Origin of the sequence: Streptomyces sp. NPDC093018, assembly GCF_040684035.1 — a bacterium.
Lineage (GTDB): Bacteria > Actinomycetota > Actinomycetes > Streptomycetales > Streptomycetaceae > Streptomyces > Streptomyces murinus.
This window is the reverse complement of sequence record NZ_JBFBFF010000002.1, coordinates 91,144-115,376: the sequence shown is the minus strand read 5'-3', so window position 1 is coordinate 115,376 and position 24,233 is coordinate 91,144. Positions and strand designations below refer to the sequence as shown.

24 protein-coding genes are annotated in these 24,233 nt (G+C 71.9%); 11 read left to right on the top strand and 13 right to left on the bottom strand.

All coding sequences use genetic code 11. From position 1 onward, the window contains the following. Positions 1 to 49 precede the first annotated feature (49 nt). A complete protein-coding gene (locus AB0N90_RS04385) occupies positions 50 to 793 on the bottom strand; it encodes a ferritin-like fold-containing protein (protein WP_361674886.1) in 744 nt (247 codons plus the stop codon). Positions 794 to 1,295: 502 nt separating this feature from the next. Between AB0N90_RS04385 and AB0N90_RS04380 the strand changes: the two genes are divergently transcribed. Continuing rightward, a complete protein-coding gene (locus AB0N90_RS04380; RefSeq protein WP_365192938.1) occupies positions 1,296 to 3,917 on the top strand; it encodes a DEAD/DEAH box helicase in 2,622 nt (873 codons plus the stop codon). Between the two features lie 92 nt (positions 3,918 to 4,009). Next, complete coding sequence (locus tag AB0N90_RS04375) at positions 4,010 to 4,894, top strand: alpha/beta hydrolase (RefSeq protein ID WP_365192936.1); 885 nt, start codon at positions 4,010 to 4,012, stop codon at positions 4,892 to 4,894. On the opposite strand, the gene AB0N90_RS04370 is transcribed toward AB0N90_RS04375, so the two are convergent. Then, a complete protein-coding gene (locus AB0N90_RS04370) occupies positions 4,891 to 5,787 on the bottom strand; it encodes an NYN domain-containing protein (protein WP_361674892.1) in 897 nt (298 codons plus the stop codon). The genes AB0N90_RS04375 and AB0N90_RS04370 overlap by 4 nt on opposite strands. A gap of 236 nt (positions 5,788 to 6,023) precedes the next feature. Here AB0N90_RS04370 and AB0N90_RS04365 point away from each other — a divergent pair, with 236 nt between their 5' ends. Beyond that, positions 6,024 to 6,176 carry a hypothetical protein gene (locus AB0N90_RS04365; protein WP_086805833.1) on the top strand — a complete coding sequence of 51 codons (153 nt, stop codon included), beginning with the start codon at positions 6,024 to 6,026 and terminating at the stop codon, positions 6,174 to 6,176. 74 nt (positions 6,177 to 6,250) lie between these two features. On the opposite strand, the gene AB0N90_RS04360 is transcribed toward AB0N90_RS04365, so the two are convergent. The 3 genes from AB0N90_RS04360 to AB0N90_RS04350 all read right to left on the bottom strand — a co-directional run bounded on the left by AB0N90_RS04360 (position 6,251) and on the right by AB0N90_RS04350 (position 8,559). Next, on the bottom strand, positions 6,251 to 6,856 hold the full coding sequence (locus AB0N90_RS04360; RefSeq protein WP_085566420.1) for a MarC family protein: 606 nt from the start codon (positions 6,854 to 6,856) through the stop codon (positions 6,251 to 6,253). 69 nt (positions 6,857 to 6,925) lie between these two features. Continuing rightward, entirely contained in the window at positions 6,926 to 7,783 is an 858-nt protein-coding gene (locus AB0N90_RS04355; protein ID WP_365192934.1) for a PHP domain-containing protein, read from the bottom strand. Positions 7,784 to 7,917: 134 nt separating this feature from the next. After that, a complete protein-coding gene (locus tag AB0N90_RS04350; RefSeq protein ID WP_365192932.1) occupies positions 7,918 to 8,559 on the bottom strand; it encodes a DUF6758 family protein in 642 nt (213 codons plus the stop codon). 175 nt (positions 8,560 to 8,734) lie between these two features. Between AB0N90_RS04350 and AB0N90_RS04345 the strand changes: the two genes are divergently transcribed. Then, on the top strand, positions 8,735 to 9,958 hold the full coding sequence (locus AB0N90_RS04345) for an MFS transporter (RefSeq protein ID WP_365192930.1): 1,224 nt from the start codon (positions 8,735 to 8,737) through the stop codon (positions 9,956 to 9,958). Between the two features lie 21 nt (positions 9,959 to 9,979). Here the strand turns inward: AB0N90_RS04345 and AB0N90_RS04340 are convergent, their stop codons facing one another. Beyond that, on the bottom strand, positions 9,980 to 10,564 hold the full coding sequence (locus tag AB0N90_RS04340) for a suppressor of fused domain protein (RefSeq protein ID WP_365192928.1): 585 nt from the start codon (positions 10,562 to 10,564) through the stop codon (positions 9,980 to 9,982). Between the two features lie 503 nt (positions 10,565 to 11,067). Between AB0N90_RS04340 and AB0N90_RS04335 the strand changes: the two genes are divergently transcribed. Then, positions 11,068 to 12,195: a magnesium and cobalt transport protein CorA gene (locus AB0N90_RS04335; protein ID WP_361674902.1), complete on the top strand. Its 1,128-nt coding sequence runs from the start codon at positions 11,068 to 11,070 to the stop codon at positions 12,193 to 12,195. A gap of 22 nt (positions 12,196 to 12,217) precedes the next feature. Further along, positions 12,218 to 12,733: a hypothetical protein gene (locus AB0N90_RS04330; protein WP_365192926.1), complete on the top strand. Its 516-nt coding sequence runs from the start codon at positions 12,218 to 12,220 to the stop codon at positions 12,731 to 12,733. Between the two features lie 47 nt (positions 12,734 to 12,780). Here the strand turns inward: AB0N90_RS04330 and AB0N90_RS04325 are convergent, their stop codons facing one another. Further along, positions 12,781 to 13,521, bottom strand: coding sequence for a hypothetical protein (locus tag AB0N90_RS04325; RefSeq protein ID WP_365192925.1), 741 nt, complete (start codon positions 13,519 to 13,521; stop codon positions 12,781 to 12,783). A 261-nt stretch (positions 13,522 to 13,782) separates the two neighbouring features. On the opposite strand from AB0N90_RS04325, the gene AB0N90_RS04320 reads away from it, so the two are divergent. Genes AB0N90_RS04320 through AB0N90_RS04310 form a run of 3 tightly spaced genes read left to right on the top strand, consistent with a single transcriptional unit; the run spans position 13,783 to position 16,844 of the window. Continuing rightward, positions 13,783 to 15,081 carry a CBS domain-containing protein gene (locus AB0N90_RS04320; RefSeq protein WP_361674908.1) on the top strand — a complete coding sequence of 433 codons (1,299 nt, stop codon included), beginning with the start codon at positions 13,783 to 13,785 and terminating at the stop codon, positions 15,079 to 15,081. Continuing rightward, the gene (locus tag AB0N90_RS04315) at positions 15,071 to 15,667 is read left to right on the top strand and encodes a DUF1003 domain-containing protein (RefSeq protein ID WP_361674910.1); all 597 of its coding nucleotides are present in this window, start codon (positions 15,071 to 15,073) and stop codon (positions 15,665 to 15,667) included. Before AB0N90_RS04320 ends, AB0N90_RS04315 begins: the two co-directional genes overlap by 11 nt. A gap of 43 nt (positions 15,668 to 15,710) precedes the next feature. Beyond that, the gene (locus AB0N90_RS04310; protein ID WP_361674912.1) at positions 15,711 to 16,844 is read left to right on the top strand and encodes an Mrp/NBP35 family ATP-binding protein; all 1,134 of its coding nucleotides are present in this window, start codon (positions 15,711 to 15,713) and stop codon (positions 16,842 to 16,844) included. Positions 16,845 to 16,893: 49 nt separating this feature from the next. On the opposite strand, the gene AB0N90_RS04305 is transcribed toward AB0N90_RS04310, so the two are convergent. The 5 genes from AB0N90_RS04305 to sigE form a co-directional block, all read right to left on the bottom strand. After that, positions 16,894 to 17,556 (bottom strand): hypothetical protein, encoded by a 663-nt coding sequence (locus AB0N90_RS04305; protein WP_161173180.1) that lies wholly within the window; start codon positions 17,554 to 17,556, stop codon positions 16,894 to 16,896. Positions 17,557 to 17,789: 233 nt separating this feature from the next. Continuing rightward, entirely contained in the window at positions 17,790 to 18,257 is a 468-nt protein-coding gene (locus AB0N90_RS04300) for a sec-independent translocase (protein WP_365192923.1), read from the bottom strand. Positions 18,258 to 18,341: 84 nt separating this feature from the next. After that, complete coding sequence (locus tag AB0N90_RS04295) at positions 18,342 to 19,910, bottom strand: trypsin-like peptidase domain-containing protein (RefSeq protein WP_365192921.1); 1,569 nt, start codon at positions 19,908 to 19,910, stop codon at positions 18,342 to 18,344. 117 nt (positions 19,911 to 20,027) lie between these two features. Beyond that, positions 20,028 to 21,119 carry a zf-HC2 domain-containing protein gene (locus AB0N90_RS04290; protein WP_365192919.1) on the bottom strand — a complete coding sequence of 364 codons (1,092 nt, stop codon included), beginning with the start codon at positions 21,117 to 21,119 and terminating at the stop codon, positions 20,028 to 20,030. Then, positions 21,116 to 21,829, bottom strand: coding sequence for an RNA polymerase sigma factor SigE (sigE, locus tag AB0N90_RS04285; RefSeq protein WP_365192918.1), 714 nt, complete (start codon positions 21,827 to 21,829; stop codon positions 21,116 to 21,118). The genes AB0N90_RS04290 and sigE overlap by 4 nt, the downstream gene beginning before the upstream one ends. A 234-nt stretch (positions 21,830 to 22,063) precedes the next feature. On the opposite strand from sigE, the gene AB0N90_RS04280 reads away from it, so the two are divergent. Beyond that, on the top strand, positions 22,064 to 22,765 hold the full coding sequence (locus tag AB0N90_RS04280; RefSeq protein ID WP_361675135.1) for an O-methyltransferase: 702 nt from the start codon (positions 22,064 to 22,066) through the stop codon (positions 22,763 to 22,765). Positions 22,766 to 22,882: 117 nt separating this feature from the next. On the opposite strand, the gene AB0N90_RS04275 is transcribed toward AB0N90_RS04280, so the two are convergent. After that, a complete protein-coding gene (locus AB0N90_RS04275) occupies positions 22,883 to 23,050 on the bottom strand; it encodes a DUF3117 domain-containing protein (protein WP_018544333.1) in 168 nt (55 codons plus the stop codon). A gap of 372 nt (positions 23,051 to 23,422) precedes the next feature. On the opposite strand from AB0N90_RS04275, the gene AB0N90_RS04270 reads away from it, so the two are divergent. Then, positions 23,423 to 24,226: an enoyl-CoA hydratase-related protein gene (locus AB0N90_RS04270; RefSeq protein WP_365192916.1), complete on the top strand. Its 804-nt coding sequence runs from the start codon at positions 23,423 to 23,425 to the stop codon at positions 24,224 to 24,226. Positions 24,227 to 24,233 lie beyond the last annotated feature (7 nt).

Genomic DNA, 24,233 nt, shown 5'->3' with positions numbered 1-24,233 from the left:
CCGCCGGCCGCGCCACCACCCGCACCGCCCCCACGGAGCGCACCGCTTCTCAGGCCGCGAGGCCCAGCGCAGCCATCCGCTTGGTGTGCGCCTCCGTGATCCGCGTGAACATCCGCCCCACCTCGGCCAGATCGAACCCGTCGGCCACCCCGCCCACGAGCATCGTGGACAGCGCGTCCCGGTCCGCGACCACCCGCTGCGACTGCGACAGCGCCTCACCCATCAGCCGCCGCGCCCACAGCGCGAGCCGCCCGCCGACCCGCGGATCGGCGTCGATCGCGGCCCGCACCTTCTCCACCGCGAACTCCGCGTGCCCGGTGTCGTCGAGCACCGCGAGCACCAGTTCCCGGGTGTCGATGTCGAGCCGCGCCGCCACCTCCCGGTAGAAGTCGCTCGCGATCGAGTCGCCGACGTACGCCTTGACCAGGCCCTCCAGCCAGTCCGAGGGCGCCGTCTGCCGGTGGAAGCCGTCCAGCGCGGCGACGAACGGGTCCATCGCCGCCGTCGGCTCCGCACCGATCTCCGTCAGCCGGTCCCGCAGCCGCTCGAAGTGGTGGAACTCGGCCGACGCCATCTTCGCCAGCTCGGACTTGTCCCCGAGGGTCGGCGCCAGCTTCGCGTCCTCCGCGAGCCGCTCGAACGCCGCGAGCTCTCCATAGGCGAGCGCCCCGAGCAGATCCACGACGGCATCGCGGTAGTGCGGCTCGGCGGCGGCCTGCGCCCAGTCCTGCGCGGCGACACCGGTCGGCACGGGGGCGGCGGACGCGTTCTCAGGCTTGTCAGAGCTAGTCATGAGGCGCACAATAGCCCGCTCGGCGCCCCCCTCAAGCCCCCGGTCGATCACTGTGACCACGACTACGTGACCAATTCGGCCATCGCATGTGCGTGGATCCGGGGTATGGTGGTATTGCGCCTGGGAGTGCGTCGACGATGTTCGACGTGTTCCGACAAGGCGCACGCATGAGGATGCCCGGTCGGTGGCCCGATCGGCTCCGACCCGACAGACCTCCGTGGCCGTACGGCTCCATACGTACGACGACCGGAGGGACACCCTCAGCGGTACGAGCGCTAGAGCGTCGGCCGAGGTCCCCTGTCTACGGCTTGCCTTGACAGGTACGCCTGTACGGCAGCCGACGTCCCCGGCAGGTCATTCATGACCCCCGCGCTCGCCTCGCACCGCGCCACACAGAAGAGGCAGCACCCTGACTACGACGTTTCGAGACCTTGGGATTCTCCCCGAGACCGCCGAGGCCCTGGAGGCCGTCGGCATCGTCAATCCCTTCCCCATCCAGGAGATGACGCTTCCCGTCGCCCTTTCCGGCACGGACGTCATCGGCCAGGCCAAGACCGGCACCGGCAAGACGCTCGGCTTCGGCCTCCCCCTCCTGGAGCGCGTGACCGTCCCCGCCGATGTCGAGGCCGGACGCGCCACCCCCGACGCACTCACCGACGCCCCCCAGGCGCTGGTCGTCGTCCCCACCCGCGAACTGTGCACGCAGGTCACCAATGACCTCCAGACGGCCGGCAAGGTCCGTAACGTGCGCGTGCTGGCCATCTACGGCGGCCGGGCCTACGAGCCCCAGGTCGAGGCCCTGAAGAAGGGCGTCGACGTCGTCGTCGGCACCCCGGGCCGACTGCTCGACCTCGCGGGCCAGAAGAAGCTCGACCTGAAGCACATCAAGTCCCTCGTCCTCGACGAGGCCGACGAGATGCTCGACCTGGGCTTCCTGCCCGACGTCGAGAAGATCATCGACATGCTCCCGGCCAAGCGCCAGACCATGCTGTTCTCGGCGACCATGCCGGGCGCGGTCATCGGCCTCGCCCGCCGCTACATGTCCCGGCCCACGCACATCCGCGCCACCGCGCCGGACGACGAGGGCGCGACGGTCGCGAACATCAAGCAGTTCGTCTACCGCGGCCACTCCATGGACAAGCCGGAGATGATCGCGCGCATCCTGCAGGCCGACGGCCGCGGGCTCGCGATGATCTTCTGCCGCACCAAGCGCACGGCCGCCGACATCGCCGAGCAGCTCCAGCGCCGCGGTTTCGCCTCCGGCGCGGTCCACGGCGACCTCGGCCAGGGCGCCCGCGAGCAGGCGCTGCGCGCGTTCCGCAACGGCAAGGTCGACGTCCTGGTCTGCACCGATGTCGCCGCGCGCGGTATCGACGTCGAGGGCGTCACCCACGTCATCAACTACCAGTCCCCCGAGGACGAGAAGACGTACCTGCACCGCGTCGGCCGCACCGGCCGCGCGGGCGCCAAGGGTACGGCGATCACGTTCGTGGACTGGGACGACATCCCGCGCTGGCAGCTGATCAACAAGGCGCTGGAGCTGGACTTCAACGACCCGGTGGAGACGTACTCCACCTCCCCGCACCTGTTCTCCGACCTCGGCATCCCCGCGGGCACCAAGGGCATCCTGCCCCGCTCGGAGCGGACCCGTGCCGGTCTGGACGCGGAGGTGCTGGAGGACCTGGGCGAGACCGGCGGACGCGGCTCCCGTGGCCGCGACCGTGACCGCGACCGCGATCGTGGCCGCGGTGGTCGCCAGGACCGCCAGGAGCGTGCCGAGTCCCCCGCCGCCGAGCGGGAGCGCCCGGCGCGCACCCCGCGCCGTCGCCGTCGCACCCGGGGCGGCGCCCCGATGGACGCGGCCGCGCAGGCACCGGCCACCGAGTCCACGTCCGTGGAGGAGTCGGCGACGCGCACCCCGCGCCGTCGTCGTCGCACCCGGAACGGCGCCCAGGCTCCGGCCGCGGTGACGCCGGCCGTCGAGGTGAGCACCGAGGCGCCGCAGGAGGCGCCCGCGGCCGCCCCGGCCCCCGTCGTGGCGGAGGCCGCGGAGGTCGTCGAGAAGCCGCGTCGACGTCGTACCCGCAAGGCCGCGGAGCCCGTGGCGGCGGAGCCGGTGGAGACCGCCGTCGTGGAAACCGCCATTGTCGAGACCCCGGCGCCGGCCCCGGCCGTCGTCGCGGAGCCCGAGGCGGAGGCCAAGCCGCGCCGCCGCACCCGCAAGGCGGCCGAGCCGGTCGCCGAGGCCGTGGTGGAGACGGTGGAGGAGGCCAAGCCGCGCCGCCGTACCCGCAAGGCCGCCGAGGCCCCCGCGCCCGCTGCCGAGGCCGAGACCGTCGAGGCCGAGCCCAAGGCGCGCCGTACCCGTAAGGCGGCCGTCGCGAAGACGGACGCGGTGGAGACGACGGACGCGGTGGAGGCCGAGGCCAAGCCGCGCCGCACCCGCAAGACCGCCGCCGCCAAGCCGGAGGCCGACGCCCCCGAGGCCGAGGCCAAGCCCCGCCGCACCCGCAAGACCGCGACGACGGCCGAGACCACGACGGACACCGCCGAGGTCACCGAGGCCAAGCCGCGCCGCACCCGGAAGACCGCCGCCGCCGTCGAGGCGACTGAGGACACCGAGGCCGCGCCGCGTCGCCGTACGCGCAAGGCCGCGGAGCCGGTCGCCGAGGCCACGGCGGAGGAGGCCGCTCCGGCGACCAAGCCGCGCCGTACCCGTAAGGCGGCCGTCGCGAAGACGGACGCGGTGGAGACGACGGACGCGGTGGAGGCCGAGGCCAAGCCGCGCCGCACCCGCAAGACCGCCGCCGCCAAGCCGGAGGCCGACGCCCCCGAGGCCGAGGCCAAGCCCCGCCGCACCCGCAAGACCGCGACGACGGCCGAGACCACGACGGACACCGCCGAGGTCACCGAGGCCAAGCCGCGCCGCACCCGGAAGACCGCCGCCGCCGTGGAAACGGCCGACGGGGTCGAGCCGGCCGCTCCGAAGGCGCGGCGGACCCGTAAGGCCGTCGCCGAGACGGCCACCGCGGAGATCCCGGCGCAGGCCACCGGCGAGCCGGAGGCCAAGCCGCGCCGCCGCACCCGCAAGGCGACGGCCGCCGTGGAGGCACCGGAGGCCTGATCCGGCGCCACCGCAGTCCTCGACGGCCCGGTCCACCTCGGTGGACCGGGCCGTCGGCGTTCCCCCGGCACCCTCCGGCTAACCTCTCCCCCATGAGCAGGCCCGATACCTTCGTACCGCCCCCCGGCGCCCGTGCGTACGCGCTGGAGACCGCGCGCGGGAAGTTCGCCGTCGTCGACGCTCCGGTGGCCGAGGGGGTCGAGGCGAAGGGGGTCGTCCTGCTGCTGCCCGGGTTCACCGGCAGCAAGGAGGACTTCAACCCGCTGCATGTGCCGCTGGCCGAGCGCGGGTACCGGACCGTGGCCGTGGACGGGCGCGGGCAGTTCGAGTCGGACGGCCCCGAGGGCGACGAATCGGCTTACGCGCAGGGCGAGTTGGCGGCCGACGTGCTGGCGCAGGCCGCGGCGCTCGGCGGGCCGGTGCATCTGCTCGGCCACTCCTTCGGCGGCCAGGTCGCCCGCGCCGCCGTCCTGCTGGACCACGCGCCCTTCCGGTCACTGACCCTGATGGCATCGGGACCGGCACGGATCTCGGAGTCCCAGCAGGAGCGGGTACGGCTGCTACGAGACGCGCTCGCCGTGCTGACCATGGCGCAAGTGTGGGACGCGATGCGGGAGATGGAGGCGCCCGAGCAGACCGGGACACCGGAGCCGGGCGACGCCTCGGGCGTCCAGGAGGACATGCGGCGCCGCTGGATGGGCACAAAGCCGGCCCAACTCCTCGCCGCCGGGCGCCAGTTGTGCACGGAGCCGGACCGGGTCGCGGAACTGGCCGCCCTGGCACTGCCGTTCCATGTCGTGTCGGGCGCGTACGACGACACCTGGCCGGTGCCCCTGCTGGACGACATGGCGATACGGCTCGGCGCGCGCCGCACGATCGTCGACGGCACCGAGCACTCCCCCAACACCGAGCGCCCGCTGGAGACCGCCCGCGCCCTCGCCGACTTCTGGGACGGCATCACCGGGGGCAACCGCTAGTACTGCGCCTGCAAGTGGTCCCAGAACCCGTCCCTGAGGGCCCGGCGCAGGTCGGCCTGGCCGCGCAGGGAGTACTGGAGCAGGCCCTCGGCCTCGACCAGCAGGTCCTGGTCGACGGAGCCGGGCAGATAGGGGTGGCCCGGCAGCAGCTCGACCAGGGCGTCGCGGCCCCGGGAGGCCAGCCACTTGGCGGCGATCTGGGCGCCGACGAAGCGGACGTCGTCGCGGGTGGGCCGGGCCCCGGCGCCGGCCTCGTAGGCGGCGGCCGTGCGCCGGGAGACGTACGGCTTGAAGAACTCCAGGTCCAGGGTGCGCTGGCTGTCGACCTCCCACAGCAGCGGCTCGGCCTGGTTGCGGCCCTCGGGTGCCTCGATGCCCCACAGATGGACGCGGGCGCCGTAGCCCTGGGCGGCCTCGACCGCGGAGACCAGATCCTCGTCGCCGCCGAGCAGGGCCGCGTCGCTGATGGCGCGGTGCCGGGCCAGTGACTCCAGATCCGTGCGGATGAGTGAGTCGACGCCCTTCTGCTGGTTGTTGGCGTTGAGGTTGCCGAGGCGGACCTTGACATCGGGGAGTTCGGCGATGGACTGCTGCTCGGCGGTGTGGATGCGGCGCCGGGCGCCGTCGTACCAGTAGACGCGCAGCAGCCGGCTGTCCGCGAAGACGGTGCGGGCGCGGTCGATCAGCGCGTCGATCAGGCCTTCGGCGTCGACGTCGAAGGCCCGGCGGTCCTCCGTCCCGGCGACCAGGCGGCCCGCGGCCGCGTACAGATACCCCGCGTCCACGAAGATCGCGTGGGTCGAGGGTGTCTTCGCCACCTCGGCGAGCATGCGTTCGAGCAGCTCATTCGTACGGTCGATGCGGGTGGCGAGATGCGCCAGGTCGTCGTTCATCGCCCCCCATTCTCCTCGCCGTCACACTGTGAACACAACCGATCCCGGTCAGTCCCAGGCGATCTCATACGGTCACCGGCGACTACTTACCGGTCAGTAGTTAGGCGTGCGAAAATTTTCTTTAGCGTAGGGAATGTTTGTAACAAGCGGCGCGTTGACTGAGTACGACGCCGGATACACATCCGGCGCGCCAAGTAGTTCTCCGCAGGAGGATGACCAGACGAAGGGAGAAGCCTGTGCGCTTCGAAATCATGCGACTCGACGAGGTCGACGGCACCACCGTGGACAGCACCGTCGTGGACGCCGCCTCCGTCAACCGGATCGTTCAACAGGCCGCCGCAGTGGGGCAGCGCCTGTGGATCCGCCCGGCCGAGACCCCGGCCTCGTAACGGGGTTCCCGCTCAAGCCTTCCGGGGGAACCGAGCCGCATACGACGGCCCGGTCCCCCCGGATCACCTGAGCGTCAGCTTCCGTGGATCACCTGGGTGATCCCGTTGATGATCTGCTGCACCGCGATCGCGGAGAGCATCATGCCCGCGAGCCGCGTCACCAGGACCACGCCGCCGTCCTTGATGACCCGGATGATCAGCAGCGAGTAGCGCATCACCAGCCACAGCACCACATGGATCGCGAGGATCGCGACCCACACGGATATCTGCGTGCTCACGCTGTCGGCCTTCTGCACGGCCAGGATGACGGACACGATCGCGCCGGGCCCCGCGAGCAGCGGCATGCCGAGCGGCACCAGCGCCACATTGACGTCCTTGGTCGCCTTCGGCTCGTCGTTCTTGCCGGTGAGCAGGTCGAGCGCGATCAGCAGGAGCAGCAGACCGCCCGCGATCATCAGGGCGGGCACGGACACATGCAGATAGTCGAGGATCTGGTGCCCGAGGACGCCGAAGACGGCGATGACCCCGAACGCGACGCAGACGGCCTGGAACGCCATCCGCTTCTGCACCTTCGCCGGGCGGCCCGCGGTCAGGGCGAGGAAGATCGGGGTGATCCCAGGGGGATCCATGATGACAAAAAGGGTCAGGAACAGAGAGCCAAAGACGGCGATGTCGAACATGCGGAAGTACTGGCCTTGCTGAAGAAGAAGAACTGAGGGTGTGAGCGCGCGTCGGCCGCAGAGGCGGCCTCAGGCTCCGCCGGCCCCCGGGACCGGGAACGCGCCGGTCGCCCGGCGGGTGATCTCCCCGTACACCTCGGGGTCGGTGGTGTAGTCGCCGAGCGCGACGGTCTTGCGGCTGCCGTGGTAGTCCGAGGAGCCCGTGACCAGCAGGCCGAGCTCCTTCGCCAGTCCGCGCAGCCGGTCCTTGGCCGCGGCGTCATGGTCCATGTGGTCGACCTCGATGCCGTCCAGGCCGGCCGCGGCCATCTCGGCGATCGCGGACTCGGGGACGGTGCGGCCCCGCTTGGCGGCGGCCGGGTGCGCGAACACACAGACCCCGCCCGCGGCCTTGACCAGCCGGATCGCCGTGAAGGGGTCGGTCTCGTGCTTGGGCGCGTAGGCGCGGCCGCCGTCGGCGAGCCACTCCTTGGTGAACGCGTCGCTCACCGTCTTCACCACGCCCAGCTCCACCAGCGCGGACGCCACATGCGGGCGCCCGACCGAACCACCGGCGGCGATCCGTTCGACCTGCTCCCAGGTGACCGGCACGCCCAGCGCGTTCAGCTTGGCGACCATGCTCTTGGCCCGCGGCACCCGGTCGTCCCGGACCAGCTCGCGCTCGGCGAGCAGGGCGGGCTCCTCGGGGTCGAAGAGGTAGGCCAGCATGTGCATCGAGATGCCGTCGATACGACAGGACAGCTCGGCGCCGGGGACCAGGGTGAGCCCGGCGGGCAGCGCGGCGATGGCCTCGGCGTGGCCGCGGGTGGTGTCGTGGTCGGTCAGCGCGATGACGTCCAGACCGGCCGCAGCGGCATGGCGCACCAGCTCGGCGGGGGTGTCCGTGCCGTCGGATGCCGTGGAGTGACAGTGCAGATCGATGCGCACGGTGACTCCAGACGGGCCCAGGACGGAAGAGGACACCTCAGGATAACCGCCCGGGACACCCGCTTTGTCACGACCGATCCTGGGGTGCGCCCCCTACAGGCCCCAGGGCCCCCAGGGGTGCGCCCGGACAGGCCCTAGGGGCGCAGCAGCCGGGGTGACAGCGCCCCGCAGGGCACCAGGTCCAGTTCGGCGCCCGCGTCGCGCAGATCGGTCAGGACCAGCTCGTCGTACAGCAGCAGGCCCGCCTGCTCGGGCCACAGCACCGCCCACAGCCACATGCCGAGCGCTTCCCCGGCGAAGACGGCGCGGTCGTCCGGGGTGCGGTAGACGTGCCAGAGGGGGGTGGGGCGGCCGGCGGCGAGCACCTTGGCCTGGGGCGGTTTCTCGACGTTCATGTACGGCCCGGGGTCCGGGCCGTCGATGCCCGCGTAGCGCGCGCCGAGGCCGACGCCCATCTCCTCCGCGACCAGGATCAGCTCCCCGGGGCCGCCGAGCGGGCCGGGCCCGGAGCAGGCGACGGCGGTCGCGCGGCCGCCGCTGCGGTCGTCGCCCGCGTAGACCACGCCCGTGAAGAGCCAGCCGACCGGCAGCGGCCATGGCATCCACAGCGGGACATGCGTGCGCTTCGCCACCGCGCCGAGGGCCTCGACGCTGGGCGGGATCACGGGCTGTAGCGGAAACACCGCCCCGTGGGCATCGCACTGCCACGTGTCGGCGAAGAGACCGGGAGCCCTGACCCGGCCACCACAGCGCGGGCAACTGGGTTCGCCCCTCATAGGGCTCCACGGTCCTACCCCGGCCCGTCCACGTCAAGGACGATCACCCGTCCGGGCGCCCTGACCAGGCCAAGTAGATGCATCTTGCATTAATTAGCCGAGCTAACTTAGTATGTGTAAACACCAACTATCTATCCAGTCCTCTACGCGCTATCCAGCAGAACGGGAGAAGCACATGGATCCCCTAGACGCGGGAGCCGGCAGCATCCTGCGACAGCCCAAGGCGGTCTGGGCCACGGCCGGCGCCTCCGTCGTCGCCTTCATGGGCATCGGCCTGGTCGACCCGATCCTGCCGTCGATCGCGCAGGGCCTGCACGCCACACCCAGTCAGGTGTCCCTGCTCTTCACCTCGTACTTCCTGATCACCGCGGTCGCGATGCTGCTGACCGGCTTCGTCTCCAGCCGGATCGGCGGCAAGAAGACGCTGCTGCTCGGCCTCGCCTTCGTGATCGTCTTCGCCGGTCTCGCCGGCACCTCGGACACGGTCGGCCAACTGGTCGGCTTCCGGGCGGGCTGGGGCCTCGGCAACGCGCTGTTCGTCTCCACCGCGCTCGCGGTCATCGTCGGCGCGGCGGCCGGCGGCAGCGCGGCGGCGATCCTGCTCTACGAGTCCGCGCTCGGCCTCGGCATGGCCTGCGGCCCGCTGCTCGGCGCGGTGCTGGGCAACATCAGCTGGCGCTACCCCTTCTTCGGCACCGCCACGCTGATGGCGATCGGCTTCCTGTGCATCACGGTGTTCCTGAAGGAGCAGCCGAAGCCGGCCCGCAAGACCTCGATCCTGGACCCGCTCAAGGCGCTCGGCCACGGCGGTCTGGCCTCGGCCGCGGTCTCGGCGTTCTTCTACAACTACACGTTCTTCACCGTGCTGGCCTTCACGCCGTTCGTGCTGAACATGACCCCGTACCGCTCCGGCGCGGTGTTCTTCGCCTGGGGCGTGCTGCTCGCGGTGTTCTCGGTGGTCGTCGCGCCGCGCATGCAGGAGCGGTTCGGCTCGCTGAAGGTGCTCGGCGGCTCGCTGGTGCTGCTCGCGGCCGACGTCCTGGTGCTCGGCTACGGCGGCCACACCGCCGCGATCGTCTGCACCGTCCTGTCCGGCGCCTTCATCGGCGTGAACAACACCGTCTACACCGAGCTGGCGCTCGGCGTCTCGGACGCCCCGCGCCCGGTGGCGAGCGCGGGCTACAACTTCGTCCGCTGGTTCGCGGCGGCGGCCGCGCCCTACTTCGCGCCGAAGATCGAGGAGTGGACCGACATCCACATCCCGTTCGTGGTGGCGGCGGTCACCGCGCTGCTGGGCGCCGTGGTGGTCGCCGTACGGCGCCGCTCCCTCGTCCACGAGGCCGAGGAGCTGGCACCGCGGCACGCCACCGAGGACGGGGTCACGGTCTTCGCCAACTGACCCATGGCCCCGTGAGCTTGCTCACTCCAGCGGTACGGACCTGCGGACGGGATCCCGCAGGTCCGTGCCGTGCGTCAGCCAGCGTTCCTGGAGGGCCTGGGCGCCCTGCACCCGTTTCCAGGCCGCCTCGTTCGGGGTCATCGGCAGCAGCGGCAGGAACCGTACGGGATCCAGCGGCTCGTCCAGCTCCAGATCCTCGACCAGTCCGCCGCCCTCGCCCACCAGGACCGAGGTGAAGGGGGCGCCGGGCCACAGCGGATCGCCCACGTCCAAGGAGGCGCCCGGCGTCACGATCAGCCCCTCGACCTGCGGGGAGGCGGCGAGCACGGCGAGCGGGCGGAGCACCTTGTCGGTGTCGGCGACGCCCGCGCGCACGGACAGGACCAGTTCGGCACGGGGGCCCTCGACCGGGTCGGCGACCAGCGCGGTGGGGTCGCTCATGGGGTGCGCGGACATGCCGAGGGTCGCGTAGCGGACGACGTCCCCCTCGGTGAAGCGGAGCACCTCGATGCGGTCCGTACCGAGGAAGGTGACGGCGGCGCGCGCGTCCGGGGTGCCCAGGGCGGTGGTCAACCGTGCCTCGACCAGAGCAAGAACATCAACCATGCGGTGAGCATAGAACTCGTCAGCAGCGGGCAAAGCGGCACCTTGACAGCAAGGGCGGCTGGTACTCTGAGCCGGCGGTTCGGGGCGGCGTGCCAAGCACGCTGTCAAGCCCGGAACCCTGGGAACTCCCTTACGAGGGACCGGCCGGAGGAGGTGGGGCTGTCATGGATCGAAGTCGACCTGGTAGTACCACTCGCTCTTCCGCCCGCTGAATGTAGTCACTGGCCCTCGTAGCCACTGACCGGTTTTCGTTCTGGCCGGCTGCCGCCTTCCCGTGCGCGTCACTGTTCGGAAGAGCACTTCGTCTCGCTTTGCCTGATCTGCATCAGTTCTGCATCAGCAGCGAAATCGCCACCGCAACGGTGCGGTGCTCCCCGCTTTGTGGACGAGCCAAACACCTTCCCCCGCCCCCGGCCGGGGAAATTCCTGGAGGACGTCCCCATTCCGGGTAGTTCCACCCGTCTTCGGCGGTCTTTCGTTGCCTGTCGCGAAGGAGCCTGCCCATGTCGATGATCCGCGACCTGCGCGCCGTGGTCCGTCCCTCCCGTGTCTCGCCGCGCAAGGCCACGAGCGCGCCGTCCGCGTCGTACGACACCACGCGCGACCCCGCCACCCCGTCGGCCGTGGTCGACTGCGCCGTCTACCGCGACGGCCGGCGCCTCGTCAGCGCGAAGCCGCTCACCCCACAGGAGGCCATGCGGCAGGTGCGGCGCGACGGCGGCTTCGTCTGGATCGGGCTGCATGAGCCGACGGAGGCCGAATTCGCGGGCATCGCGGGCGAGTTCGGGCTGCACCCGCTGGCCGTCGAGGACGCGGTGCAGGCGCATCAGCGGCCGAAGCTGGAGCGGTACGACGACTCGCTGTTCACCGTCTTCAAGACGATCCACTACATCGAGCACGACCAGCTGACCGCGACCAGCGAGGTCGTGGAGACCGGCGAGGTGATGTGCTTCACCGGCCGGGACTTCTTCATCACCGTGCGGCACGGCGGCCAGGGCTCGCTGCGGGCGCTGCGGCACCGGCTCCAGGACGACCCCGAGCTGCTGGCCAAGGGCCCCTCGGCGGTGCTGCACGCGATCGCCGACCATGTGGTGGACGGGTACATCGCGGTGGCCGACGCGGTGCAGGACGACATCGACGAGGTGGAGACCGAGGTCTTCTCGCCGGGCCGGGGCGGCGTCTCGCGCGGTGTGGACTCCGCGCGGATCTACCAACTCAAGCGCGAGGTCATGGAGTTCAAGCGGGCGGTGGCCCCGCTGCTGCGGCCGATGCAGCTGCTCAGCGAGCGGCCGATGCGGCTGATCGACCCGGACATCCAGAAGTACTTCCGGGATGTCGCCGACCATGTCGCCCGCGTCCACGAGCAGGTCGTCGGCTTCGACGAACTGCTCAACTCCATCCTCCAGGCCAACCTCGCGCAGGCGTCCGTCGCGCAGAACGAGGACATGCGGAAGATCACCGCGTGGGCCGCGATCATCGCCGTGCCCACGATGGTGTGCGGGGTGTACGGCATGAACTTCAAGTACATGCCCGAGCTGCACTGGAAGTACGGCTACCCGGTGATCATGGGCGTCACGGTCATGCTGTGTCTGGGCATCCACCGGACACTGAAGCGCAACGGATGGCTGTGAGCGGCGTGGATAGGGTGGACGCATGACAAGCGAGCTGCTCACGCGGGCTCTCATCGAGGAGGCCGTGAAGAAGTCCGGCCTGCTGTGGGTGCGGGGCGCGGAGGCGTCCGCCGCGCATGCCGTGTGGCATGTGTGGCACGAGGGCGCGGTGTGCCTGGTGGGCGACGGGCCCGGGGAGCAGCCGCTGACGGGGCTGGCCGACGGGGGCACCGCCGAGGTGACCGTGCGCAGCAAGGACAAGGGGGGCCGGCTGGTCTCCTTCACGGCCGCGGTGCGCGAGCCGGCACCCGGTACGCCCCAGTGGGAGGCGGCGGTCGCCGAGCTCAAGGGCAAGCGGCTGAACGCCCCCGACGCCGAGGTGATGACGGACCGCTGGGCGCGTGAGTGCCGGGTGCTGCGCCTGGTGCCGACGGGTGCGGTGGCCGCGCTGCCCGAGGGCGATCTGGCGCGCAGACCGGTGCCGACCCCGGCGACCACGCGCCGGCCGGTGCCGGCGGCCCTGCCGAAGCTGCTCGCCAAGCGCCGTAAGGGGCGGTAAGAGCCGTAAGGGGCGGTCACCCTCGTACCCCTGGCGCGCCTGCCCCGCTACGACGCCGGCAGCTGCTGCCCGTAGTCCACCGTCTCCGAGTCCTTGGGTTCGGTGACGGTGAAGTCCGCGCCCCAGTCGGAGAAGCGGAGCGTGCCCGCGTCGCCCGCGCGGGTGAGGGCGAGGGGGTAGGGGGTGCCCTTGAGGGAGACGTCGAGGGTGCCGCCGGAGCCGTGGTCGCCCGTGATGCGGATCGTCGGGGTACTCGCCAGGGTGTGCCGCCCGTCGGTCGCCAGCGAGCCGTGCAGTGTCAGCAGACCCGAGAGGAGGACGTCCTTGTCCGTGAAGCCGCTGAACTTCTTGTACGCGGGGTCCCCCTGCGGCACCTTCACGTACTTCCCGTCGAGCTTGGCCGCCGCCCCGCTCCCGTCGCCCTTGCCGTCCGGCTGCGCCCAGAAGGCCGCGTCGGCCTTCAGATACAGCTGGGTGCCGACCCGCAGCAGCCTGAACGTGTCGGCGCCGGAGGTCACCGAGCCGGTCCCGCCGTCATCCTTGAGGCGCATGTCGAGCCGGTACGTACGGCCGCTGGTCACCACGGTCCCGGACAGCCGGACCGCCGAGGCACCCTGCGCCGCGGACCGCGTGCGTGCCTGGATCCTGTCGGCGGACAGCTTGCCGACCCCGTTGGTGCCCGCGTCCGGATCGCCGCCGCCGCATCCGGTCAGCACCGCCGCGCCCGTCACGGCCAGCGCGCACAGCGCGGTCACCGGGCGGGTACGGCCGGGGGGAATCGCAGTCACAGGTGAGGTCGCCTTTCCGACGGTTCCTTCAGCGGCGTACCGCAGCGTACCGGTGCCCGGGGCACCCGGCGGAGCCAGTCCGTCCGGACCCCCCACCAGGGCGTATCCGAGCGGTACGGGCTAGCCTGAAGCGCAACCGTGCGGGCAAATCCGAGCAATTCACCGACAAAAGCAATCCCGGTCGCAAACCACTTCGACCACTTCGCGCAGATCTTCGATGTAAACCGCGTACGCACGTTCCCTGACAAGGAAGCAGAACCCATGGCAGCCGGCGCCCCCCGGATCTTCGTCTCGCACCTCGCCGGGGTCCCCGTCTTCGATCCGAACGGCGACCAGGTGGGGCGGGTACGCGATCTCGTCGTGATGCTGCGGGTGGGCAAGCGACCGCCACGCGTGCTCGGCCTCGTCGTCGAACTGTCCACCCGGCGCCGCATCTTCCTGCCCATGACCCGGATCAGCGGCATCGAGTCCGGCCAGGTCATCAGCACCGGTGTGATGAATGTGCGCCGCTTCGAGCAGCGGCCGACCGAGCGGCTGGTCTTCGGCGAGCTGCTGGACCGGCGGGTCACCCTGGTGGAGACCGGCGAGGAGGCCACCGTCCTCGACATGTCCGTGCAGCAGCTGCCCGCGCGCCGGGACTGGGAGATCGACCGGGTCTTCGTCCGCAAGGGCAGGAAGGGCAGCGCGTTCCGCCGGGTCAAGGGCGAGACGATGACCGTGGATTGGGCCGGCGTCTCCGGGTTCTCCCTGGAGGAGCACGGACAGGGCGCCGAGAATCTGCTCGCCACCTTCGAGCAGCTGCGCCCCGCCGACCTCGCCAATGTGCTGCACCACCTCTCCCCCAAGCGGCGCGCCGAGGTCGCCGCCGCCTTGGACGACGACCGGCTCGCCGACGTCCTGGAGGAGCTGCCGGAGGACGACCAGATCGAGATCCTCGGCAAGCTCCAGGAGGAGCGCGCGGCCGACGTCCTGGAGGCCATGGACCCGGACGACGCGGCCGACCTGCTCTCCGAACTGCCGGAGGAGGACAAGGAGCGGCTGCTGAGCCTGATGCAGCCCGGCGACGCGGCCGACATGCGGCGCCTGATGTCGTACGAGGAGCACACGGCCGGCGGTCTGATGACCACCGAGCCGATCGTGCTGCGCCCGGACGCCACCGTCGCCGACGCGCTCGCCTGCGTCCGCAACCCCGATCTCTCCCCCGCGCTCGCCGCCCAGGTCTACGTCTGCCGTCCGCCGGACGAGACGCCGACCGGCAAGTACCTGGGCACGGCCCACTTCCAGCGGCTGCTGCGCGACCCCCCGTACACCCTGGTCAGCTCGCTCCTGGACGACGACCTCCAGCCACTGTCCCCGGACGCCTCGCTGCCGGTGATCGCCGGGTTCTTCGCCACCTACGACATGGTGGCCGCGCCCGTGGTGGACGAGGCCGGGTCGCTGCTGGGCGCGGTGACCGTCGACGACGTACTGGACCACATGCTGCCCGACGACTGGCGTGAGACCGAGTTCCATCTGGAGGAGAGCCCCGAGGGCGACAAGGGGGCCGGCCATGCCTCCTGAGCGCGAACGGGACCGCACGCCCGCCGGAGCCACGGCCGCCGGCCGCCCGCGCACACCCCGGCTCGACCAGCCGCGCCCGCCCCGGCGCCGGTTCCTGCCCGAGTGGGACCCGGAGGCCTTCGGGCGGCTGTCGGAGCGGATCGCCCGGTTCCTCGGCACGGGACGCTTCATCGTCTGGATGACGATCGTCATCATCCTCTGGGTGCTGTGGAACGTGAGCGTGCCCCGGCATCTGCGGTTCGACGAGTACCCGTTCATCTTCCTGACGCTGGCCCTGTCGCTCCAGGCGTCCTACGCCGCCCCGCTGATCCTGCTCGCGCAGAACCGGCAGGACGACCGGGACCGGGTCAACCTGGAGCAGGACCGCAAGCAGAACGAGCGGTCGATCGCCGACACCGAGTACCTGACCCGGGAGATCGCCGCGCTGCGCATGGGTCTGGGCGAGGTCGCCACCCGTGACTGGATCCGGGCCGAGCTCCAGGACATGCTCAAGGAGATGGAGGAGCGGCGCGGTCACGGCGGCCCGGTCGTATTCCCGGCGGAACGGACGGAACGCCCGCCGGGACGTGACGCAGAAGACCGCTGAGGGGCTACCCGGAGGGCCCTCGGCGCGCCGTACCATCGTCCTTATGGCTACGGAAGACGCGGTGCGCGAGGCACTGGCGACGGTGAACGACCCCGAGATCAACCGCCCCATCACCGAACTGGGGATGGTCAAATCGGTGGAGATCGGGGAGGACGGCACGGTCGCGGTCACCGTGTACCTGACGGTCTCCGGCTGCCCGATGCGCGACACCATCACCCAGCGGGTCACCGAGGCGGTCTCCCGCGTCGAGGGCGTCACCGGTGTGGACGTCACGCTCGATGTGATGAGCGACGAGCAGCGCAAGGAGCTGGCGGCGGCCCTGCGCGGCGGCCAGGCCGAGCGCGAGGTCCCGTTCGCCAAGCCGGGCAACCTCACCCGGGTCTACGCGGTCGCCTCCGGCAAGGGCGGCGTCGGCAAGTCCTCGGTCACGGTGAACCTCGCGGCGGCGATGGCGGCCGACGGCCTCAAGGTGGGCGTCGTGGACGCCGACATCTACGGCCACTCGGTGCCGCGCATGCTGGGCGCGGAGGGGCGGCCCACCCAGGTCGAGAACATGATCATGCCGCCGTCGGCGAACGGCGTGAAGGTCATCTCGATCGGCATGTTCACGCCGGGCAACGCGCCGGTCGTCTGGCGCGGCCCGATGCTGCACCGCGCCCTTCAGCAGTTCCTGGCCGATGTGTACTGGGGCGACCTGGACGTCCTGCTCCTGGACCTGCCGCCGGGCACCGGCGACATCGCGATCTCCGTGGCCCAGCTGGTCCCGAACGCCGAGATCCTGGTCGTCACCACCCCGCAGCAGGCGGCCGCCGAGGTGGCCGAGCGCGCGGGCTCCATCGCGGTGCAGACCCACCAGAAGATCGTCGGCGTGGTCGAGAACATGTCCGGCCTGCCCTGCCCGCACTGCGGCGAGATGGTCGACGTCTTCGGCACCGGCGGCGGCCAGCTGGTCGCCGACGGCCTCACCCGTACGACGGGTACGAGCGTCCCGGTCCTCGGCTCCATCCCCATCGACGTCCGGCTGCGCGAGGGCGGCGACGAGGGCAGGCCGGTCGTCCTGACCGACCCCGACTCCCCGGCCGGCAACGCCCTGCGCTCCATCGCGGGCAAGCTGGGCGGCCGCCAGCGCGGACTGTCGGGCATGTCGCTGGGGCTGACCCCGAGGAACAAGTTCTGAGCCGTGCGGCACGGCAAGGGGGCGCCGACAGCACCCGGCGCCCCTGGGGTCACACGTACGCGGAGATGTCCTTCACCGCGGCGAACCCGAGTCCGTACGCGCTCATCCCCCGCCCGTAGGCGCCGAGATGCACCCCCGCCTCCGTGGACCCGGCCAGCACCCAGCCGAACTCCGACTCCCGGTAGCGGAAGGACGAGGCCACCCCGTCCACCGGGAGCGAGAGCCTGGACCACTCCGGCCCGTCGAGGTCGTCGGCCAGTTCCCAGGCCGCCTCGGTCTGCTGCTCCAGCCAGTCGTCGCGCAGCGCGTGATCCATCTGCCCGGGCCAGGTGAAGGACAGCAGCCCCACGCCCGCGAGCCACGCCGCCGACGACACGGACGTCGCCTCCAGCAGCCCGGAACCGTCGGCCACCCGCCGGGACGGATGCGCCGCGACGGTCACCACGGCCGCGAACTTCTCCCGGGGCTCCGCGGAGACACCCTCGTGCAGCACGGAGGGCGTGTCACCGTGCCCGATCGACCCGTGCTCCACGGCGCCGTCGGACGCCATGCCGACCTGCATCAGCCAACGCGGCCCCGTGAACGCCTCGTCGAGCCCGTACCAGGGGAAGGGCGCCCGCAGGTAACCGTCGACCGTGCCGCGGTCGGCGGCGAGACCCTGTCCGCCCTCCGTGGCCGGCGCCGTCGCGCCCACCCGACTCGTCGTCTCCATCTGCCCGGACGCCTCCTCGCGCTCGTCGGACCGAAGCGACGGCCCGCCCCCCTTCGGGCGTACTCGTCCGGTCCGCACAACAACTCGGCAGCATATCCACACCGCTGAGAGCCGCCGGGCAGGCACCTGTCACCAAGGTCCCCCGAACGATCTGTTCAGGCCGTTCGGGACGGGCGCGCGCCAGGACGCGCGTCATGTGCGCGTGTCGGTGCGTCAGACGGGGCGGATGCGGCTCAGGTGGCGTCGAAGTCGAACGGCGGCCGGTCGTCCTTCTCGGACTCCTCGGGCTTCTTCGTCATGTCGATCTTCCCGCCGGTGGACGGCGTGGCCGCGGCGGAGCCGGAGGAGGACGAGGAGGCCGAGGACGAGGACCCGGTGTCACGGCCGTTCACCGCGTCGGTGAGTTCGGCCATCTCCTTCTTCAGGTCGAAGCCGTTGCGGATCTCCTGGAGCCCCAGCTCGTCATTGCCGAGCTGCTTGCGCAGGAGCGTCTTGGGGTTGAGGTCCTCGAAGTCGAAGTCCTTGAACTCGGGCCCCAGCTCGCTGCGGATGTCCTGCTTCGCGCTCTCCGAGAACTCGCGGATCTTCCGGATCGTCCGGGTGACGTCCTGGATGACCTTGGGGAGCTTGTCCGGACCGAACACGAGCACCGCGATGACGATGATCGTCAGTAGCTCCATTGGCCCTATGTCATTGAACACCTGACGCTCCTTGCGATGTCCTCGGTCGCTCCACGGTACCCGGCGTTCTGGTCCGACCGGTACCGTCCCGAGGTGAGACTTGTGTCAGTTCTGCTCCGCGGTGCCCAGGACGAGTGAGACCTCCCGCTCGGTCCCGCCGCGTTCGACCGTCAGCCGCAGCCGGTCGCCGGGCCGGTGGGCGCGGATCCTGACGATCAGCTCGGCCCCGGTGTGCACCGGCTCGCCGTCCACCTCGGTGATCAGGTCGCCCGCTCTGAGCCCGGCCCGCTCGGCCGGTCCGCCCTTGACGACGGCGGGGCCGCCGTCCGGGGCCCGGCTGTCGACGCGGGCGCCGTCGCCGGAGTAGCCCAGGTCGAGATCGACGCCGATGACCGGGTGGGTGGCCCGGCCGTCGTCGATCAGTTCCTCGGCGACGCGCTTGGCCTGGTTGACCGGTATGGCGAAGCCGAGGCCGATGGATCCCGCCTGGCCGCTCTCGGTCTCCGAGCCGCTGTCGGCGGAGCGGATGGCGGAGTTGATGCCGATGACATGGGCCCGGGAGTCCAGCAGCGGTCCGCCGGAGTTGCCCGGGTTGATCGGTGCGTCGGTCTGGAGGGCGTCCACGTACGACACATCGCTGCCGTCGCTCTTCTCGCCGCCCGCGGTGATGGGCCGCTCCTTGGCGCTGATGATGCCGGCGGTGACGGTGTTGGCCAGGTCGAAGGGGGCGCCGATGGCGACGACGGGATCACCGACCCGGACGCCGTCGGAGTCGCCGAGGGTCAGCGGGGTGAGCCCGTGAACGCCGCTGACCTGGACCACGGCGAGGTCGTAGCCGCTGTCCCGGCCGACGACGGTGGCCTTGACGGAGGTCCCGTCGCTGAACGTCGCGGATATCTTGCCGCCGGACGCGGCGGGCGCGACGACATGGTTGTTGGTGAGGATGTGGCCGCGGTCGTCCAGTACGAAGCCGGTGCCGGTGCCCTCCTCGTCGGTGCCGGAGACATGCAGGGTGACGACGCTGGGCAGGGCGCGGGCGGCGATCCCGGCCACGCTGTCCGGCGCGCGCCCGGCGGGCACGCCCTTGGCCTGTGGCAGGGTCACCTCGCTGCCGATCCCCTCGCGCTCGACATAGCCGCCGACGAGCCCGCCGATCCCGGCCGCGACCAGGACGAGGGCGAGGGTCCAGCCGAGCGCTGCGCGCCGCCGCCGGGGCCGTCCCCCGTGCACCGCCACGGCCCCGGGCTGCTGGAGCGGCCCCGCGGCCCAGGGGTCGTAGCGCCCCCAGGGATCGGCCGGGGACTGCCGGGCGGGCAGGGGCGCGGTCGCGGGCGCCGGGGGTACGGCGGGCGCGGTGGGCGGTGCGGATGCGGTGGGGGCGGTGGGCGGTGCGGGTGCGGTGGGTGCCGGTGCGGGCTCCTGCGGTACGGCGCCCGTCGCCCCCGGCGGTGCCATGGCCGGGCCCTGCGCCGGTGTGGCCATCGGGTGCTGGACCGGTGGGGCGGGGGCCCAGGGGCCCGGCTCGCCGTAGGGCGGGGTGCTGTAGGGATCCGGTTCGTGCAGCGGGCTGGGGCGCTCCGGCCTGGCCAGCTCGAAGTCGCCGTCCGGCAGCGGTACGGCCCCCGCCGCTCCCTCCGGCTCCGCCCGCGGCGGAACGCCGTTCCCCTCGTCCATGCTCTCCCCAAGCTGACCCGGGGCCCCGCGCTTGTGCGGCGGCCCCGGAACATCGACTACCTGCCCGGATTCAACCAGGTCGCGGGCCCCGGCGCTGGGCCCGGCACGGCACCGGGGTCAGGGCGTCCGAGAGGGCGTCGCCGGAGCCGCCAGGGGCGACGCCAGCGGGGTCACGGACGCCAGGGGGCGCATGGGGTTGTGGGGGGCCGGAGCGGGGCCGGTGTCGGTGCCGGTGTCGGCGTCGGACAGCACGCCCGGGACCATGGGCGCCGTGGACCACTTGCCCAGTTGCAGGTCCAGGGCCTTGTCCAGCGGGCGTATCAGCGGGGTCACGGCGTTCACCCCCGCCATCAGCGGTCCGGTGGCCCGGCCGCCGGTGTCCTGGGGCTGCCCGGCCGCGATGTCCGACGCGCCCGGCACCAGGGGCGCGGTCACGGCGGCCGTCGGCGGTGCCGTACGCCCCAGCGGTGCCCCGCCGCCCAGGGCCGTGAGCGGGCCCTGCCGACGGCGCTGGGCGTCGGCGGAGGTGGTGGCGCCGGTGCCGCCGCCGGTGCCCGTGGTGCGGGCCGGGATCACATTGCTGCCGGAACCCCGGGCGTCCGCGGCCGGGTAGCCGGGGATGGCGGTGGTCACGCCGCCGAGGGCGACCGCGGCCAGCGACACCGCGCCGGCGGCGGCGAAGGCGAAGCGCAGCCCGCGGGAGGCGGCGCGGCCGTCCTCCGGGCGGCCGACGGGATGGACGCGGAAGCCGCCCTCGCCGAACGGGCCGCCCGGTCCGCCGAAGCCGGTCTCCTCGTGGAAACCGGTCCGCTCGGGGCCGGAACCCCCCGGGCGGGCCGGGACGTAGCCAAAGGAGAAGCCCCGGCGCAGACCGAAGGTGCCCGGGTCGCCGGGGGCCCGGGTCTCGGGGTCATGGCCGAACAGTCCGCCGGGCGGGGTGTCGGCGTCGCCGTCACCGCCCCCGGGAAGGCCCTGGAGGCGGGCCAGCAGGCTCGCGGAGGGCGGGGGCGGGGCCGAGGTCGCGAACACGCTCTTCAGCGCGCGCTGGGCGTCCGCCTCCGCCTTGCAGCGGGCGCAGGTCGCCAGGTGGGCGAGAACGCGTTCACGTGTGTCATGACCGAGCTCTCCGTCCACCAGGGCGGAGAGCCGGTCTCCCAGATGCTGCTCGGCGAGGTGCGCCTCGACCGGTTTCTGTCGTGATCCGCTCACGCCGTCGCGCCCCCTCCCCCCAGTGCGGGGACCCGGGTCATGAAGGAGCGCCGCTCGGCCGCGCGGGCCTCCGGGGAGCGGTGCGCGAGCGCCTTGCGGAGCTGGGAGCGGCCGCGGTGGATACGGGAGCGGACGGTGCCGAGCTTCACGCCGAGGGTCGCGGCGATCTCCTCGTACGACAGCCCCTCGATGTCGCACAGGACGACGGCGGCGCGGAACTCGGGCGCCAGGGTGTCCAGGGCCTGCTGGACGTCGGCGTCGAAGTGCGCGTCGTTGAAGAGCTGCTGCGGGGTGGGTTCGCGGCTGGCCAGGCGCTCGGCCGCGTCCTCGCCGAGGGCGTCGAAGCGGATGCGCTGCTTGCGCCGGACCATGTCCAGGAACAGGTTCGTGGTGATGCGGTGCAGCCAGCCCTCGAAGGTGCCAGGCGAGTACGTCGACAGGGAGCGGAAGACGCGGACGAAGACTTCCTGGGTGAGATCCTCGGCGTCGTGCTGATTGCCGGTGAGGCGGTAGGCCAGGCGGTAGACGCGGGCGCTGTGGGTGCTGACGATCTCGTCCCAGGAGGGCGGGGTCCACGCCTGCCCGTCCGCGTCACTGGAGAAGGTCGCGGTCTGGGTCTCGCGCCCGGCGGTTCCGGGTGCGCGGCTGTCAGCAGCGGTGTCGGTCACGGATTTCGGCCTGCCCGCCGATCCGAGGAAGCGCCGTAGCACTCCACCCCGGTCCTCGGGCGCGGCCGCACCTCCCCTGTCGGCTCTGGTGGTGTCCAGTGGAGCCCCTACCATAGCCACCTCGCCCGTTAGCTCCGGATAAGCGTTTTTACGAGAATTTGATACTTGCTGATGCGGCTCGTGCCGCTGCGTCAGCAGTTGTGCGGTGCCCTGCTCCACCTCTCGCCCCCCGAAGCGTCCCCCACCACTGTCTCTTCCCTATAAACGCCCGGTCCCATCTGCGGGTTCCCGACGCCAACGGATACAGTCACGCCGAGGCATCCATGGGGACGACAGGAGAGGGTCATTACCGGCAACAGGCAGACCAGCTCGGCTTTCGCCGACGCCTTTGCCGCCGAGGACGAAGCACTGCTGTGGGCCCGCGATCGCGCCCTCGACGCAGGACTGCGCTCGGTGTCGCCCGGCACGGGTTCCGCGCTGCGCCTGCTCGCCGCCTCCGTGGACGCGAAGGCGGTCGCGGAGATCGGCACGGGCTGCGGGGTGTCCGGAATCCATCTGCTGCACGGCATGCGCCCGGACGGCGTGCTGACCACGGTCGATCCGGAGCCGGAGCACCAGCAGTTCGCCCGGCAGGCGTTCCGTGCCTGCGGCTTCGCCAGCAACCGGGCCCGCTTCATCCCCGGCCGCGCCCTGGAGGTGCTGCCCCGGCTCGCGGACGCGGGCTACGACCTGGTGTTCTGCGACGGGGACCGGCAGGAGTACCCGGACTATCTCGCCGAGTCGCTGCGGCTGCTGCGGACCGGCGGCCTGGTGGTCTTCGAGGGCGTCTTCGCGAGCGGCCGCACCGTCGACTCGGGGCCCCAGCCCTCGGAGGTGCTGCGGCTGCGGGAGCTGCTGCGGACGGTGCGCGAGAGCCAGGAACTGGTCACCTCGCTGCTGCCGGTCGGCGACGGGCTGCTGTGCGCCGTCAGGCGGTGACGGCGGTGCGGGGTCCCGCCCCGGCGGGCCCCGGCGGGCGCGCGCTGCCCGGGAACGCGGCTGCCCCGGCACCGCGTACGATGCCGGGGCAGCCGCAAGGACCGACTCGTGCGCGCGTCAGACGACGACCTTCTTGAGCGCGTCGCCGAGCGCCTCGGCCTCGTCAGGGGTCAGCTCGACGACGAGTCGACCGCCGCCTTCGAGCGGAACGCGCATGACGATGCCCCGCCCCTCCTTGGTCACCTCGAGCGGACCATCGCCCGTCCGCGGCTTCATGGCCGCCATGCTCGTTCCCCTTCCTGAAACCAGCTCATCGTCTGCCGTTGGCACCCGGCGGGCACCCGCGGGACCGAACCGGACACGCGACACCGGCATCGAACACATTGCTTCTAAGCCATTATCCCGCATCTCAGGACCCGATGACCAACATCGGTCCGCATCGCTTGGGCAACGCGCGCGAGCAAAACCACTCAATTCGGGGATGTGGCTGCGATACTGCGCCACCGCACAGATGCCCTCCGGCCACCCGGGGCCCGGTTTTCTTTGACGCAGCTCACACCCGCCGGTGGGCCCTTGGCCGGTGATCTCCGCCATGCTGTGATCGGACAGGGGCGTACCGAGCGGTACGTCACCACCGCGAACCGGAGGGGATGCGCCATGGCCGACACCGTGCTCTACGAGGTGAGCGACGGGCTCGCGACGATCACGCTGAACCGCCCCGAGGCGATGAACGCGCTGGACGTGGCGACCAAGGTCGCGCTGCGCGAGGCGGCCGAGGAGGCGGCCCGGGACACCGCCGTACGGGCGATCCTGCTGACCGCCGCCGGGGAGCGGGCGTTCTGTGTGGGCCAGGACCTCAAGGAGCACATCGGGCTGCTGGCGCAGGACCGGGAGACCGGGTCCGGGCAGACGATGAGCACGGTCGGCGAGCACTACAACCCGATCGTGCGGGCGCTGGCGGGGGCGGCCAAGCCGGTGGTCGCGGCGGTGAACGGCGTCGCGGCCGGGGCGGGCTTCGGGTTCGCGCTCGCGGCGGACTACCGGATCGTCGCCGACACCGCGTCCTTCAACAGCTCGTTCGTGGGTGTCGCCCTGACCGGGGACTCCGGGATCTCCTGGACCCTGCCGCGGGTGGTCGGGCCGAGCCGCGCGCAGGACCTGCTGCTGTTCCCGCGCAGCATCGGCGCGCAGGACGCGCTGGAGCTGGGGATCGCCAACCGGGTGGTGCCCGCGGCCGAGCTGCGGGCCGAGGCCGAGAAGGTGGCGCGCAAGCTGGCCTCGGGGCCGACGGTCGCCTACGCGGCGATCAAGGAGGCGGTGGCCTTCGGGCTGACGCACTCCCTGGAGGAGACGCTCCGGAAGGAGGACGAGCTCCAGACGCGGGCCGGGCAGTCCGAGGACCACCTGATCGCGGTGCAGGCGTTCGTGAACAAGGAGAAGCCCAAGTACCTGGGGCGGTGAGGCGCCC

Bases quoted from the DNA above. Each gene is read 5' to 3' on its own strand.
- AB0N90_RS04360 (WP_085566420.1), bottom strand. From the start codon at position 6,856: ATGTTCGACATCGCCGTCTTTGGCTCTCTGTTCCTGACCCTTTTTGTC.
- AB0N90_RS04305 (WP_161173180.1), bottom strand. From the start codon at position 17,556: ATGGAGACGACGAGTCGGGTGGGCGCGACGGCGCCGGCCACGGAGGGC.
- AB0N90_RS04310 (WP_361674912.1), top strand. From the start codon at position 15,711: ATGGCTACGGAAGACGCGGTGCGCGAGGCACTGGCGACGGTGAACGAC.
- AB0N90_RS04350 (WP_365192932.1), bottom strand. From the start codon at position 8,559: ATGAGGGGCGAACCCAGTTGCCCGCGCTGTGGTGGCCGGGTCAGGGCT.
- AB0N90_RS04375 (WP_365192936.1), top strand. From the start codon at position 4,010: ATGAGCAGGCCCGATACCTTCGTACCGCCCCCCGGCGCCCGTGCGTAC.
- AB0N90_RS04320 (WP_361674908.1), top strand. From the start codon at position 13,783: ATGGCAGCCGGCGCCCCCCGGATCTTCGTCTCGCACCTCGCCGGGGTC.
- AB0N90_RS04380 (WP_365192938.1), top strand. From the start codon at position 1,296: ATGACGCTTCCCGTCGCCCTTTCCGGCACGGACGTCATCGGCCAGGCC.
- AB0N90_RS04370 (WP_361674892.1), bottom strand. From the start codon at position 5,787: ATGAACGACGACCTGGCGCATCTCGCCACCCGCATCGACCGTACGAAT.
- AB0N90_RS04315 (WP_361674910.1), top strand. From the start codon at position 15,071: ATGCCTCCTGAGCGCGAACGGGACCGCACGCCCGCCGGAGCCACGGCC.
- AB0N90_RS04330 (WP_365192926.1), top strand. From the start codon at position 12,218: ATGACAAGCGAGCTGCTCACGCGGGCTCTCATCGAGGAGGCCGTGAAG.
- AB0N90_RS04345 (WP_365192930.1), top strand. From the start codon at position 8,735: ATGGATCCCCTAGACGCGGGAGCCGGCAGCATCCTGCGACAGCCCAAG.
- AB0N90_RS04385 (WP_361674886.1), bottom strand. From the start codon at position 793: ATGACTAGCTCTGACAAGCCTGAGAACGCGTCCGCCGCCCCCGTGCCG.
- AB0N90_RS04275 (WP_018544333.1), bottom strand. From the start codon at position 23,050: ATGGCGGCCATGAAGCCGCGGACGGGCGATGGTCCGCTCGAGGTGACC.
- AB0N90_RS04270 (WP_365192916.1), top strand. From the start codon at position 23,423: ATGGCCGACACCGTGCTCTACGAGGTGAGCGACGGGCTCGCGACGATC.
- AB0N90_RS04340 (WP_365192928.1), bottom strand. From the start codon at position 10,564: ATGGTTGATGTTCTTGCTCTGGTCGAGGCACGGTTGACCACCGCCCTG.
- AB0N90_RS04335 (WP_361674902.1), top strand. From the start codon at position 11,068: ATGTCGATGATCCGCGACCTGCGCGCCGTGGTCCGTCCCTCCCGTGTC.
- AB0N90_RS04295 (WP_365192921.1), bottom strand. From the start codon at position 19,910: ATGGACGAGGGGAACGGCGTTCCGCCGCGGGCGGAGCCGGAGGGAGCG.